The organism is Bradyrhizobium sp. MOS001 (genome assembly GCF_004634465.1).
GTDB classification, from domain to species: domain Bacteria; phylum Pseudomonadota; class Alphaproteobacteria; order Rhizobiales; family Xanthobacteraceae; genus Bradyrhizobium; species Bradyrhizobium barranii.
Genome location: NZ_SPVJ01000007.1, coordinates 1 through 13,555 on the forward strand (window position 1 = coordinate 1; position 13,555 = coordinate 13,555).

Below are 13,555 nucleotides of genomic sequence, written 5' to 3' on the forward strand. Positions count from 1 at the left end.
GCCTGCCAAGGACAAGAAATCTTCCTCTTTCGATGTTCGAATACAAAGAACGCCGCTTCCGGAAACCGAGGCGGCGTTTTTGTTTGTGCGGTCGTCTTCGGCAACAGTGGCGCCGAGCCTCATCCTCAAGACAGAACACGTTGACGCCGAAACGATCCGGCGTCGCGCTGGCGATGGAACGTGTAGATCCCGCGGCGCGAGCAGAAGACATGGCTTCGTGCGGTGCGTCTTCCATTCGTAGACCGACAGCAGATCTTCGCCGCTCTCAACGCTGAGCGCGCTCTCGTGCACCTTCGTCATCAGCGCATTTTTCTGCCGGCACAGTGATCCGTTGCAGGTCGTGATTTCAGGTGCTTCCTGACACCAGGCTGAACGCCACCGCGCCGCAAATGGCAGGCGCCTCGACAGGTCGGCAGGCAAGATGGATTGCATGGAGAACAATGTTTGGTGATCGCAGGAGCCACCACAGGGTTGTGATCATTCAGCCATGATCGGCCCTTAGCAGACGCAAGCGGAGTTCATGCGCAGTTCATTCCAGGCTCCCTAGTTTTTCCGTCGTCGAGACCTTCGATCGCCAAGACCTTCCGCTGACAACACCAACCATCCCCTTCAGGAGGAGACTCCCATGCCAGCATTGCTTCGTCCCGTCCTCACCGCGTTCGGCGTCGCGTGCCTTCTGTCCGCCGCATCGCTTGCCTCCTCCGGCGCCGCGTTTGCGCAGGCCAAGCAGGCCGCGCCGGCTCCGCAGGCCGCGCCTGCGCAGGCACCCAGCCTCAAGCAGATCGCGCTGACCGACAAGCAGCTCGACGGTGTGCTCGCTGCGCAGAAGGACATGGATGCGATCACGGAGAAGCTGCCGGAGAACACCGCGCCCGACCAGAAGGTGATCGGCCAGCTCGACGGCGTCGCCAAGAAGAACGGCTTTGCCGGCTATGACGATTACAACAACGTCGTCGACAACATCAGCCTCGTGCTCGGCGGCTTCGATCCCGCGACCAAGAAATATGTCGGCACGGAAGCCGTCATCAAGGCGCAGATCGCGCAGGTCCAGGCCGACAAGAAGATGCCGGCCAAGGACAAGAAGGAAGCGCTCGATGAGCTCAACGAAGCGCTGAAGACGCCGGCGCCGCAGGTCGAGAACAAGGCCAACATCGATCTGGTCGGCAAGTACTACGACAAGCTGGTTGCCGCGCTGGGTGACGATCAGAACTAAGCGCTATTACAGAACTGAGCGCTATTACAGAAAGCGCCCGCCACACCCACAGCTGTCATGCCCCGGCTTGACCGGGGCATCCAGTACGCCGCGGCGGAGGTGGTGAGAGCGTGTTCTCCAATATGGGCCTCTGGAATACTGGATCGCCCGGTCAAGCCGGCGATGACACCTTTGGTGTGGTTCGGGCTCTCGCCTCACCGCGCTCTTGATCCCGAAACAAAAAGCCCCGGAGACATCTCCGGGGCTTTCGTCGTTTGTGGCGCTGCGTTTAGCTTAACGCCTCACGTCCGTGTCCGCATCCGCATCATGAAGCTGTCGTAGCTGAGCTCTGCCACCTGCATCCAGGCGAGCGACTCGTTCCTGAACGCCGACAGGCTCGTGTACATCTTGTTGAAGTGCGGATTGGTCTTGCTGAGATCGGCGTAGATCTCGTTGGCGGCGTTGTAGCAGGCCTCCAGGACTTCCTGCGGGAACGGCTTCAGGACCGCACCGGCCACCAGCAGGCGCTTCAACGCAGACGGGTTGACGTAGTCGTATTTGCCGGTGACCCAGGTGAAGGTATCGCGTGACGCCATCTCGACCACGGCCTGATAGTGCTTCGGCAGCGCGTTCCACTTGTCGCGATTTATGACGTTGTGGCCCTGGCCGGTGCCTTCCCACCAGCCCGGATAATAATAGTATTTCGCGACCTTCACGAAGCCGAGCTTCTCGTCGTCATAGGGCCCGACCCATTCGGCGGCGTCGATCGTGCCCTTCTCCAGCGCCGGATAGATGTCGCCGCCCGCGATCTGCTGCGGCACGCCGCCGACCTTGGCGATGATCGTGCCGGCGAAGCCGCCGACGCGGAATTTCAGTCCCCTGAAATCCTCCATCGACTTGATCTCCTTCCGGAACCAGCCGCCCATCTGGGCGCCGGTCGAGCCGGTGGGAATGCCGACCGTGTTGTATTCCTTCAGCAGGTCGTTGAGCATTTCCGTGCCGCCGCCGAACAGCAGCCAGGAGATATGCGCCCGCGTGTTCAGTCCGAACGGCAGCGAGGTGCCGAACGTGAAGGCGGGGTTCTTGCCCCAGTAATAATACAGCGCCGTGTTGCCCATCTCGACCGTGCCGTTCGAGACGGCATCGAGCACCTGCAGGCCCGGCACGATCTCGCCGGACGCGAACGGCTGGATCTGGAATTTGTTGTCGGTGGCCTCGGCCACGCGCTTGCAGAAATATTCGCAGCCGCCGTAGAGCGTATCGAGCGCCTTGGGCCAGCTCGCGGCGAGCCGCCATCTCACTTCCGGCGAAGATTGCGCGATGGCCGGCGCAGCAACCGCTGTGCTTGCCGCCAGGCCAGCGCCTGTCACTTTCAGAAATTCACGACGTTTCATGCGTATCCCTCCGTTGTGCCGATTGCTCGACTAAGGGAACGATCTTCGTGTCGTCTTTTGCTTCGCCGAGAACCGAACTTGTCTTTGGTGATGGTGTGAGCGTGTCCGACGGCCCTTGAGGGCTCTTTGTGGATCCCGTACGTTGCGGTTCCCGCCATCAGGATGACTGGTCGCTTCGCGATAATCAAGCGGCGTCGGGACGCTCGCAGTTGCGAAGCCGATTGGGACAACCAGGTTTGGTCCGAAACCAGAACCAAAGCACGTAAAACCCCGGAGATGGCAGCATCTCCGGGGCTTCTCCGTCTTTAGTCGTGTGAGCCGCTCAGCGCCTCACGTCTTGGTCCGCATCCGCGCCATGAAGCTGTCGTAGCTCAGCTCGGCCACCTGCGTCCAAGGTAACGAGTCATTTTTGAACGCGGTCATGCTCGCATGCATCTTGCCGAAATGCGGATTGGTCTTGGACAGGTCCGCATAGATCTCGTTGGCGGTGTTGTAGCAGGCCTCGAGCACCTCCTGCGGGAAGCCCCTGAGGATCGCACCGTTCACGATCAGCCGCTTCAGCGCCGGAGCATTCACCGCATCGTACTTGCCGGTGATCCAGGTGAAGGTGTCGCGTGACGCCGCGTCGATCGCCGCCTGGTAGTGCTTGGGCAGCGCGTTCCACTTCTCGATGTTCATGATGTTGTGGCCCTGGCTCGTGCCTTCCCACCAGCCGGGATAGTAGTAGTACTTCGCGACCTTGGCGAAGCCGAGCTTCTCGTCGTCATAGGGACCGACCCATTCGGCCGCGTCGATGGTGCCCTTCTCCAGCGCCGGATAGATGTCGCCGCCGGCGAGCTGCTGCGGCACGCAGCCGAGCTTGGCGAGGATCGTGCCGGCAAAGCCGCCGATACGCATCTTCAGGCCCTTGAGGTCGTCGACCGTCTTGATCTCCTTCCTGAACCAGCCGCCCATCTGCGCGCCGGTCGATCCGGTCGGGATGCCGTAGACGTTGTGCTCCTTCAGGAGGTCGTTGACGAGATCCTGTCCGCCGCCCCACAGCAACCAGGAAATCTGCTGGCGCGTGTTCAATCCGAACGGAAGGGCGGTTGCGAACGTGAATGCGGGGTTCTTGCCCCAATAGTAATAAAGCGCGGTATTGCCGATCTCGACCGTGCCGTTCGACACGGCGTCGAGCACCTGCAGGCCCGGGACGATCTCGCCCGCCGCAAAAGGCTGGATCTGGAATTTGTTGTCGGTAATGTCGGCGACCTGCTTGCAGAAATATTCGCAGCCGCCATAGAGCGTATCGAGGGCTTTCGGCCAGCTCGTGGCGTAGCGCCACCTGACCTCGGGCGACGACTGCGCGATCGCGGGCGCAGCCACTGCTGTGCTCGCGGCCAGGCCGACGCCTGTCACCTTCAGAAAATCACGACGTTTCATGCGCATCCCTTCCATTGCGTCGATGCATCGACCAGGGAACGATCTTGCTGTCGTCTTGTCTTCGTCGAGGATCGACGTTCTCTTGTTAAGATTTGTTTGAGCGTTTCCGAATGGCCCTGATGGGCTCTTGTTGCTGGAAGCCGAGCGTTGCGGTTCCGTCAGCAAGGATGACCGGACGCCCTGCGATAATCAAGCCTGATGCCTTCCTCGCAAGTGCGAACGCGGGCCAGACGCAAGTCGGAACCATCAGCGATCTGCTACGCGATTAGGCAACAACAAGGGAGGCTCGCGCATGACGGGCAAAAAGGTCGTGGTCGCTGGGGCAACCGGTCTCGTCGGCAACGCCGCGTTGCGACACTTCGGCACATCCGAGCCTTCAGAAGTTGTGGCGCTGTCGCGACGCAAGCCGCGCCACCTCTACGGCGCCCGCCACGTCCCGATCGACCTTACTAGCGAAGCCGATTGCCGCCGTGCCGCGGCCGAGCTTCAGGGCGCCACCCATCTGATCTACGCCGCGCTCTACGAGGCGCCACAGCTCGTCGATGGTTGGCGCGATCCGCAGCAGATCAAGACCAATGATCTGATGCTGCGCAATTTGATGGCCGCGCTCGAGCCGGTCGCGCCGGACCTCAAGCATGTCGCTCTGTTGCAGGGCACCAAGGCTTACGGGGTTCACGTTCGCCCCCTGACGGTGCCGGCGCGCGAAGGCCGCTCCGAGATGTACGAGCAGCCCAATTTTTATTGGGCGCAGGAAAATTTCCTGCGCGAGCTCCAGGCCGGGAAAGCCTGGCACTGGAGCATCTTGCGCCCCGTTCTCATCGTCGGCCTCGCCATGGGGGGCGCCATGGATCTGATCCCGCCGCTCGGCGTCTATGCCGCGATGCTGCGCGAGCAGGGCAGGCCGCTCGACTTTCCCGGCGGCGCCGCGCGGGTGGCGCAGGCCGTCGACGTCGATCTCCTCGCGCGCGCGATCGCCTGGTCGGGCGAGGCCAACGCGGCACAGAACGAAGCCTTCAACGTCACCAATGGCGATGTCTTCACCTGGGAAAACATCTGGCCCGCGGTGGCCGACGCGCTGGAGATGAAGCCCGGCAAGCCGATCCCGCTATCGCTCGCCAAGGAGTTTCCCAATTGGGTCTCTTCTTGGGACGCGTTGCGACGCAAGCACGGCCTCGTGTCGCCGGACCTCGCCGACTTCGTCGGCCTGTCGTTCCAATACGCCGATTACAGCATGCGCTACGGCCAGACCGAGTCCGGTCCGCCCTCGATCGTCTCGACCGTGAAGATCAACCGCGCCGGCTTCACCGAGATGATGGACACCGAGGACATGTTCCGGAAGTGGTTCAAGCAAGCCAAAGATAGCCGGCTGCTTCCATAGAGATCGTTACCACGAAGGCCCGCCGCCCGCTCGAAGCACTGGTGACGGTACGCGACCTCGATCCGGAGATCGGGGTCGTTCGTACACCCAGTAGTGCACCCACCGCGCGATCTGGATGCTGATTTCGGCGAGAGCCACAAGCCAGCACAAAACAGGCGGCCCCTTTGGGGCCGCCTGAGCTGTTTAACGTCAGAGCAGATGACCTACTGGCAGAGATGCTGGAGGCCGTCGCTACCCTTGAAATAGGTGCCGGGCCGGCAGACGATGCCGTTGCGGGCAGCATACGTACTCCAGCTGCCGTTCCAGCCCATCTCGCCGTACGACATGCCGGGCGACATGGCGTAGGAATTGCCCCAGCTGCCGACAGTCGCGTCCGCCGCTGCCGGCTGGCGATATGCCGTTCGCCGAGTTGATGGCCGAACCCGATAGTCGGGGGTGGTCCCCGTTCCAAGACCCGTGCAGCTGGCGAATTCAGCTTGGCATGCGTCCGGATTGGAGTTGTACCACTGCGCCTGTACAGCAGAGCTGGACAGGGCAGATGCCACAACAACGACCGCACCAAGAATTTTCAGATTTATCATGGATTGCTCCTTACGGTTGGACCGTGGTGCAAGATGCCACGTGTGTCAGTACCCGTTTTTTTTGCGCGCAAAACATCAAATCGACGTGACACGTTGGGCGAGCACGAACAGAACGAGCATCCCGGTGTCATCCTTCGCGACCATCCTGACACTGCTCGGCCCGGCCATTGGCTTCTCGGGGCTATCAATCGCTGTGACCAGCGCAAGAATTTCGAGGAGGCCGAAGCCAAGGCCATCGTGGTCGAATAGGACGCAACCTGCTGCGATCATGAGTCCGCATACGGTTGGACATGGCGCGGGCTGCGGCCGATGCCGGCTTTTGATCGAGAAGCCGAACTCATGGTTCAACATTCACCGCTTTGGCATAGCTACACTTCATCTATAATTCTCTCCCGTGGATCAGTTACAGGAGGCAAGAATGAAGCGATCAATTGCCTTGTCAGCGTCGCTAATTATTGGCTTCTCAGTTGGAAGCAATGCAGGCGCGAGTGCTGCAACTTACTGCCGACACGTTGGCTATCCCGCCAATTGTGTCGTTCGGACCGGCGTCATAGTCGCGCCAACCCGTGATATTCGCGGAATGCCACCATCAATTGATGCCGGCCCGAGCGGCGTTATAAGGCAGGACTTGTTCGCAAGGAATAATCCGAACAATTTGCGATCGGATTGGCCCAGTCCACCCGCTCAACCGGGGCAGTTCTAGCCGCTATTTCGCGAATGCCGTCTCCATTACCTTTCGCGTCTTGATCGTCTCGTTGTTGGCGTCGAACTCGACGTCGCTCCAGCGCACGATCTCGCCATGGGCGACGTCGTGCTTCAGCTTGAGGCGATGCGCGAGCCCGATCGGCAGCGCGCCGGCCTGCAGGCTCGCGGCCGCCGGCACCAGCTTGCCCCACACGGTGTAGCCGCCTTCGCCGTCCAGCATCTCGCCGGCGCGCAGATTGCGCTTGGCCACGGCGGCAACGTCGCCGCGGAAGCCATAGGGCTGGCCGGTCGGCTCGCCCCGCAGCGCCGCCGACAGGATCGAGATGTTCAGCTCGAGCCCGATCAGATGGTACGGCTTGTACATCGCCGCGAAGCGTCCGCTGCCGTCGGTCTTCAGGCCGTATTGCCTGAAGCAATCGGCGGCATAATCGTTCGGCGCCTCCAGCACGACATAGACGCCCCAGCGCAGATCGCGAAACACCGGCCGGCCGTCGCGTTCGAGCGAGGAGACGACTTCCACCACGCCCGACCGCTCCAGCACGCCGCCCTTGTCGCTGGGACGCATGACGTGTGGCAAATCGTCGACGCCGCAGGGTGGAAACAGCAAACCGTTCGCGGGTACGTCGAGCGCACAGGCATTGGCGATCGCGGCCATCTCGATCGCGGATTTGGTGCCGTCGAGGAAGGAGTTGAACATCTGCGGATTCATGCCGGCCGACTGTGCCTCGCCCGCGGTGAGACCATAGTGCTGCCAGACGCCGTCAGGTGTCACGTCGTGATAGGCCGGCAGATATTTTGTCCCTTTGCCGGCTGCGACCACGCGAAAACCGGTGGCGCGCGCCCAGTCGACCATCTCGGCGGTCAGCGCCGGCTGGTCGCCATAAGCGAGCGAATAGACCACGCCCGCCTTCCGTGCTTCCTCGGCGAGCAGCGGGCCCGCCAGCACGTCGGCCTCGACATTGACCATCACGATATGCTTGCCCGCCGCGATCGCAGCGCGCGCGTGCTTGATGCCGACGGCCGGATTGCCGGTCGCTTCAACGACAACATCCATCGCGCCGCCCGCAATGGCGCGTGCGCCGTCGTCGGTAAACACAGTGGCCGCGATGCGCTCCGCATCCCAGCCCACGGTGCGGCAGGCTTCGCGCGCACGGTCGCGATCGATATCGACGATGATGGGCACCTCCAACCCCGGCGTGTGCGGCACCTGCGCCAGAAACATCGAGCCGAACTTGCCGGCACCGATCAGCGCGACACGGACAGGCTTGCCGGCGGACGCGCGGGCCTGGAGGAGGCGGAAGAGGTTCATGGGGGATGTCCTGAGCGCAACAATCAAAGCTCGTCATTCCGGGGCGACGCGCAGCGTCGAGCCCGGAATCCATAACCACGATCGGGAGTATGGATTCCGGGCTCGCGCCCAAGAAGGCGCGCCCCGGAATGACAGTGAGAACTTACTCCGCCGCCTGTCGCGGCGCACGTGCGAGCCGCACCAGCGCATCGTCGTCCACCGTCTTGATCGGCGCAAAATCGCGATGCGCGATGTACTCAGGCCGCGTCGGGGTACGGATGTAGTTCGAGACCGCGTTCAGCGTCAGGTACACGATCTTGCGCGGGTAGGGCGTGATGTTGCCGGCCGAGCCATGCACGAGATTGCCGTGGAACATCAGCATGCCGCCCGGCTTGCCTGTGGGCGCGACGATGCCGCCCTGCTTGACGAGGCGCGTCACGGTCTCTTCGTCCAGCGTCCACAGCGGATAGGAGGTCGTCGCAAGGTCATGCGAGGCCTGGAGATCGCCGGCATTCTGGCTCTGCGGCACCAGCATCAGGGGGCCGTTGATCGGCATGACTTCGTCGAGGAAGATCGCGATGTTCATCGCGCGCGGCTCCGGCATGCCGTCGTCGCGCTTCCAGGTGCCGTAATCCTGGTGCCATTGCCAGACGTCGCCGGTGAAGGCCGATTTCGCGTTGATCTTGAACTGGTGCATGTAGACCGGCTCGCCGAACAATTGCTCGACCGGGTCGATCATGCGCGGATGCGCGCCCAGGATGCCGAAGGCCTCGTTGTAGAGATGCGCGGCAAAGGCCGTGCGCGGCGCGCCGCTCTTCTCGCGCCAGACCTCGGGCCGATCGGCGTCATAGATGCCGACAGCCTCGCGCGCGAGGAAGTCGACCTCCTCCTGGCTGAACAATTCGGGGAGGAACAGCCAGCCCTCGCGATGGAAGAACTCCAATTGCTCCTGAGACAGTTTCATGGGTCGCTTCCTCCTTGGTTGTTTCATTGTTTTCTCTCGTCATGGCCGGGCTTGACCCGGCCATCCACGTCTTTGCTCCACGTTCGCGAGAAGAACGTGGATGCCCGGGACAAGCCCGGGCATGACGGCGGGCGCGCAAATGGCTACGCCGCCGCCTCGTCCGTCGCCTTCAATCTCTCCTCGGTCATCCGTCCCGCCGTCTGCGCATGCGCCAGCGCGGCGCGCTCGGCGGCTTTCGCATCGCCTGCGAGAATGTGTCCGGCAATCGTCGCGTGCTCGGCCCACGCGCTGCCGCGATAATCGAGCTCGGAGAGCACCGTCGCCATCGAGCGGCGCATATGCGGCCATTGCGGCGCGATCGTCTCCTCGATCACGGGATTGCCCGCGAGCTGATAGATCGCGCGGTGAAAATCGACGTCGAGCACGATCAGCTCGGCGAGCGAAGTCTTGCGGTCGATGCGGCGTCCGGCGGCGAGGGCCGCGTCCAGCCGCGCGCGTCCCGCCGCGTCGCTTGCGGCGCGCTGAGCGGCGAGCCGGGCGGCCAGCGCATCGATGGCGCCGCGCACCTCGTAGAGCTGGCGGATGCGCGAGGGGTCGAGCTGGGTGACTTCAAAGCCGCGACGGCCGCTCTCGGCGACGAGACCCTGCCGGTGCAACAAATGCAGCGCATGCGACACCGGCTGGCGCGACACGCCGAGCTTGTCGGCGAGTTCGTTCTGCCGGATGCGCTGGCCGGGCTGAAGCGTGCGGTCGGAGATCGCCTCCAGGATCCGCGCATAGACCTGGTCGATCAGGTTCGGGAGCGGGTCGAGAGGGATCACGCCGGCAGCTCCGAGACATAAAAGGGAATACGGAATTCCGTATTCGAAGGTATCGCAGGAGGGGGAGGGCGTCAAGGCGGACCTCAAGCCGCCGTTTTGGCCTCGCTAAGCCATTGATATCGCTAGGGCCGTCTACTGTGCATGGGGTTGTTTTCGCCGAAATGGCTTGGCCGGCCCCGGCGCCTACTTCTTCTTGCCCTGCTCGATCAGTATCCGGCTCATCAGATAGAGCCGCGGCACGATCGAGTTGGTGTCGATGAACTCGTCCCGGGCGTGATAGCCGAAGCCGGCGAGGCCAAAGCTCTCGACCACGACCGCCTTGCCGCTGCGGTTGGCATAGCCGGCGTCGGTGGCGCCGCCGGTCATCTCGGCGATGTCGAGCTTGCGGTCGATCTCGGCATAGATCGCCTGCCCCTCCTGCGCGAGCGCGCGGCCGCGATCGCTGGCGACGAAGGGCGGGCGGCCCGCAATGATCGTCACTGTGGTCTCGGTGTCGGGCACGAACTTGTCCTTCACCTTCGCGTCGAGCGCCGCCTGCAATTTGGCGATGCCATCGGGGATGGTCAGGCGGATGTCGGCGCCGGCCTCGGCCTTTTCCGGAATCTGGTTGCGCACCGTGCCCGCCTGCGCCGTGGTCCAGTTGAGCTGCGTGCCCGGGATCGACTTGGCGACGTCCTTCGTCTGCTGCAATTGATGTGCGAGCTCGATCAGCGCGTTGCGGCCCAGATCGGGCGCGGCGCCGGCATGCGAGGCGCGGCCCTTCACCTCCATCTTCGCCGTGGCAGTGCCGCTCGCGCCCAGCAGCAGCCCGTCATTCTTGGCGATCGGCGCGGCCACCGTCGGTTCGCAGGAGAGCACGACGTCGTGCTGGTCGGCGAGCTCGGCAATGATCTCGCCCGACCCGATCGAGCCGACCTCTTCATCCGGATTGAAGGACACGGTGAGCCTGGCGTAGTCCTGCCAGCCGGCGTCCTTCAGGATCTTGAGCGCATGCAGGACCACGGCAATGCCGCCCTTGTCGTCGGCGATGCCGGGGCCGTAGATGCGGTTGCCGTCGATACGGTACGGCTCGCTTGCGAGGATGCCGCGCTGATAGACCGTGTCCATATGCGCGATCAGCATCAGCTTGCGCGACCCGGTGCCCTGGAAGGTGGCGATCACCATGTCGGCGCCCGTACCCGCGGTGGTCTTGCGCCGCTCGATGGTGGCGCCCAGCGCCTTCAGGCGCGCTTCGGTGAATTCGGCCATCTTCTTCAGGCCGTCGGCATCGCTGCTGCCGCTCTCGATCATCACCATGTCGTGCAGGGTCTCGATCAGCGGCGCCTTCTCCTGCTCGGCCGCGGCTTTCAGCTTTTCGTCGGCGGCCGCAAGCGCGGTGGTGCTGCCGGCGGCGAGGCCGAGCAGGGACAAGGCGAGCAGGGGAATGAAGCGGACTGTCATGGAAATCGTCCTTTCGCGTCTTGAGCGCTGGCACCGCGCGCGATTGCGCGGAAAGCCTAGCATCCGGAAAGACGCGATGCCACGTCCCGCTAGCGCTCCAGCACCTCCACCTCCATCGTCGCGATCTGGTCCGCATCGGCTACCGCCTCGATCCCCGCGATCCGGTCGCCGTTGAACGTCACGCGCAGCGCGATGCGCAGACGTTCGCCGAAGATGACGGCGACGCCGATCTCGCCATCGACCAGCGCCGTCCGTGCAGCCTGCGCACGGCCCTTGTAGAGCTGTGCGACCGCATCCGCGCCGCGGATCTCCGGCAGCGTGCCGAGCCGCACCGCAGCCTGGTCGGCACGGAACACGACGTCGGGATCGAGCAGGGCCAGCAGGCCCTCGAAATTGCCCTCGCGCGAAGCCCTGAGGAAAGCATCGACGATCGCGCGCTGGTGCGAGATGTGCGCCTCGGGCACCGGCGCACCCTGGACGCGCCGACGTGCGCGGCTCGCAAGCTGCCGTGAGGCGTCGACCGAGCGTCCGACGATCGGCGCGATCTCCTCGAAGGGGACTGCGAACATATCGTGCAGCACGAAGGCCAGCCGTTCCGCCGGCTGCAATGTCTCGAGCACGACGAGAAGGGCCGCGCCGACGGAATCGGCCATCTCCGCCTCGCGCTCCCGCGTCTCGTCGACCGGCTCGGGCACGTGCGGGCCCATCGGGTCCTCGCGGCGCGATTTGCGCGCGCGCAGCATGTCGAGGCAGATGCGCGCGACCACGGTGGTCAGCCAGCCGCGCAGGTTCGCGACATCGGACGTGTCGTAACGGCTGACCCGCAGCCAGGCCTCCTGCACGGCATCGTCGACCTCGGTACTGGAACCCAGCATCCGGTAGGCGACCGCGCGCAAATGGTCCCTGCTGGCCTCGAACTGGCGGCTGAGAAAATTTTCTTCGAAGTTTTTCTGGGTCATCGGTCACATTCCCTCATCGCAATCCGTCATGCCCATGACGAAGCCAATCCGGCCGATGTGACCGGAACCTTCGAAATTCTCAAACGGAGACGCAAGATGATGCACGCGCGCATGAACCACCCCGTCATGGTCCTGCCTGAAGCCATGAACCACCTTCAATCCCTCGGCAATTTGACCAAGCAGGGGCTGCCGGAAAAGCTCCTGGAACTGGTGCACCTGCGCGCCAGCCAGATCAACGGCTGCAGTGTCTGTGTCGACATGCATCCGAAGATCGCCCGCAGGGCTGGCGAGACCGACGAGCGCTTGTTCGCCGTCTCGGCCTGGCGCGACGCGCCCTATTTCAGCGACGCCGAACGCGCCGCGCTGGCGCTGACCGAAGCCGTCACGCGCCTTGCCGATCGCGAGGACCCGGTGCCGGATGCGATCTGGAACGAGGCCGCCAAGCATTTTGACGAGCGCGAGCTCGCAACCCTGATCCTCTCGATCGCGACCATCAACGTCTGGAACCGGCTGAATGCGACGATCAAGATGCCGGTGGGTGTCTGGAAGGTGTGAGGCTCTTTTTCCTCTCCCCGCACGCGGGGAGAGGCGAAGAAGCTACTCCGCCAGAAACCTGTTTACGACCTCGCCGAACTCAAGCGGCGCCTGCTCGAACATCCAGTGGCCGGCATTCTCGATCACCGCCGTCTTGCTGCCCGCGATGTGCTCGGCCAGCACGCGCCACATTACCGACAGGCTGCCGGTGGTCGCACCGCCGCCGATCAGCAGCGTCGGTGTCCTGATCGCCTGCGCATCCGCGAGCGTGTAGGACCGGCGCTGCTCGTTGATCTGGCCGAGGAAGGTGAGCGTGTTGTCGCGCAGCTGTTGCTTCGCCGCCGCCGGCACGCGCCGCCACGAGCCGTCGCCTTCGATGCCCTCGTAGAAATTCTGCAGCGCGCCGTCGATGTCGCCGGCACGGATCATCTCGACCGAGCGCACCGTCTTCGCGGCGAGCGGCGGATGCGCGGGCGTGCCTTCCGGCACCGGCAGGCTGGCGTCGAGATCGCCGCCCGGCTCGGCCAGCACCAGCTTGCGCAGCAGGTCAGGCCGCGCTTGCGCGACGCGAAACGCGATGTGGCCGCCGCGCGAATGGCCCATCAGGTCGACCGGGCCGGGTCTGACCTGCTCGATGAAGGCGATCGTGTCCGCGACGTGCTGCGCCATCTTGTAATCGTCGCCGACGGCGTCCCAATGCTCGGGAAAGAAGTGCCGCAGGCTGACCGAGATGACGCGATGGGACTTCGACAGCGGGCCGAGCACTGAATACCAGGTGCGGAAATCACCTAACGTGCCATGGACGCAGACCAGCGGCGGGCCGTCGCCGACTTCGAGATAGGCCATGTCGTAACCGTTGACGCGAAAGCTCTGCATG

General features: G+C 63.7%; 13 protein-coding genes and 1 pseudogene. 3 read left to right on the top strand and 11 right to left on the bottom strand.

Going from position 1 to position 13,555, the window contains the following annotated elements:
* Nucleotides 1–432, bottom strand: a pseudogene (locus CT676_RS44850) (hypothetical protein); the annotation flags it as partial.
* A gap of 193 nt (nucleotides 433–625) precedes the next feature.
* Here CT676_RS44850 and CT676_RS12610 point away from each other — a divergent pair.
* Entirely contained in the window at nucleotides 626–1,213 is a 588-nt protein-coding gene (locus tag CT676_RS12610; protein WP_085401949.1) for a hypothetical protein, read from the top strand.
* Nucleotides 1,214–1,494: 281 nt separating this feature from the next.
* Here CT676_RS12610 and CT676_RS12620 read toward each other — a convergent pair whose 3' ends face one another.
* Together CT676_RS12620 and dctP are read right to left on the bottom strand one after the other, a co-directional pair.
* Complete coding sequence (locus CT676_RS12620; protein ID WP_063985767.1) at nucleotides 1,495–2,586, bottom strand: TRAP transporter substrate-binding protein; 1,092 nt, start codon at nucleotides 2,584–2,586, stop codon at nucleotides 1,495–1,497.
* A gap of 330 nt (nucleotides 2,587–2,916) precedes the next feature.
* Nucleotides 2,917–4,008: a TRAP transporter substrate-binding protein DctP gene (gene dctP / locus CT676_RS12625; RefSeq protein WP_063986726.1), complete on the bottom strand. Its 1,092-nt coding sequence runs from the start codon at nucleotides 4,006–4,008 to the stop codon at nucleotides 2,917–2,919.
* Nucleotides 4,009–4,300: 292 nt separating this feature from the next.
* Between dctP and CT676_RS12630 the strand changes: the two genes are divergently transcribed.
* Nucleotides 4,301–5,386 (top strand): SDR family oxidoreductase, encoded by a 1,086-nt coding sequence (locus tag CT676_RS12630; RefSeq protein WP_135214783.1) that lies wholly within the window; start codon nucleotides 4,301–4,303, stop codon nucleotides 5,384–5,386.
* 203 nt (nucleotides 5,387–5,589) lie between these two features.
* Here the strand turns inward: CT676_RS12630 and CT676_RS12635 are convergent, their stop codons facing one another.
* The 7 genes from CT676_RS12635 to CT676_RS12665 form a co-directional block, all read right to left on the bottom strand.
* Nucleotides 5,590–5,967 (bottom strand): hypothetical protein, encoded by a 378-nt coding sequence (locus tag CT676_RS12635; RefSeq protein ID WP_085401950.1) that lies wholly within the window; start codon nucleotides 5,965–5,967, stop codon nucleotides 5,590–5,592.
* Between the two features lie 75 nt (nucleotides 5,968–6,042).
* A complete protein-coding gene (locus tag CT676_RS12640; protein WP_071909357.1) occupies nucleotides 6,043–6,318 on the bottom strand; it encodes a hypothetical protein in 276 nt (91 codons plus the stop codon).
* Nucleotides 6,319–6,673: 355 nt separating this feature from the next.
* On the bottom strand, nucleotides 6,674–7,981 hold the full coding sequence (locus CT676_RS12645; protein ID WP_085401951.1) for a Gfo/Idh/MocA family oxidoreductase: 1,308 nt from the start codon (nucleotides 7,979–7,981) through the stop codon (nucleotides 6,674–6,676).
* A 142-nt stretch (nucleotides 7,982–8,123) separates the two neighbouring features.
* Nucleotides 8,124–8,924, bottom strand: coding sequence for a phytanoyl-CoA dioxygenase family protein (locus tag CT676_RS12650; protein WP_085401952.1), 801 nt, complete (start codon nucleotides 8,922–8,924; stop codon nucleotides 8,124–8,126).
* 143 nt (nucleotides 8,925–9,067) lie between these two features.
* Entirely contained in the window at nucleotides 9,068–9,745 is a 678-nt protein-coding gene (locus tag CT676_RS12655; protein WP_085401953.1) for a GntR family transcriptional regulator, read from the bottom strand.
* Between the two features lie 183 nt (nucleotides 9,746–9,928).
* Nucleotides 9,929–11,185 carry a M20/M25/M40 family metallo-hydrolase gene (locus CT676_RS12660; protein ID WP_085401954.1) on the bottom strand — a complete coding sequence of 419 codons (1,257 nt, stop codon included), beginning with the start codon at nucleotides 11,183–11,185 and terminating at the stop codon, nucleotides 9,929–9,931.
* An 89-nt stretch (nucleotides 11,186–11,274) separates the two neighbouring features.
* Nucleotides 11,275–12,144 (bottom strand): sigma-70 family RNA polymerase sigma factor, encoded by an 870-nt coding sequence (locus CT676_RS12665; protein WP_135214784.1) that lies wholly within the window; start codon nucleotides 12,142–12,144, stop codon nucleotides 11,275–11,277.
* A gap of 99 nt (nucleotides 12,145–12,243) precedes the next feature.
* Here CT676_RS12665 and CT676_RS12670 point away from each other — a divergent pair, with 99 nt between their 5' ends.
* Nucleotides 12,244–12,699, top strand: a complete 456-nt coding sequence (locus CT676_RS12670) for a carboxymuconolactone decarboxylase family protein (protein ID WP_085401961.1) — start codon at nucleotides 12,244–12,246, stop codon at nucleotides 12,697–12,699.
* A gap of 42 nt (nucleotides 12,700–12,741) precedes the next feature.
* Here CT676_RS12670 and CT676_RS12675 read toward each other — a convergent pair whose 3' ends face one another.
* The gene (locus tag CT676_RS12675) at nucleotides 12,742–13,554 is read right to left on the bottom strand and encodes an alpha/beta hydrolase (RefSeq protein WP_135214785.1); all 813 of its coding nucleotides are present in this window, start codon (nucleotides 13,552–13,554) and stop codon (nucleotides 12,742–12,744) included.
* Nucleotide 13,555 lies beyond the last annotated feature (1 nt).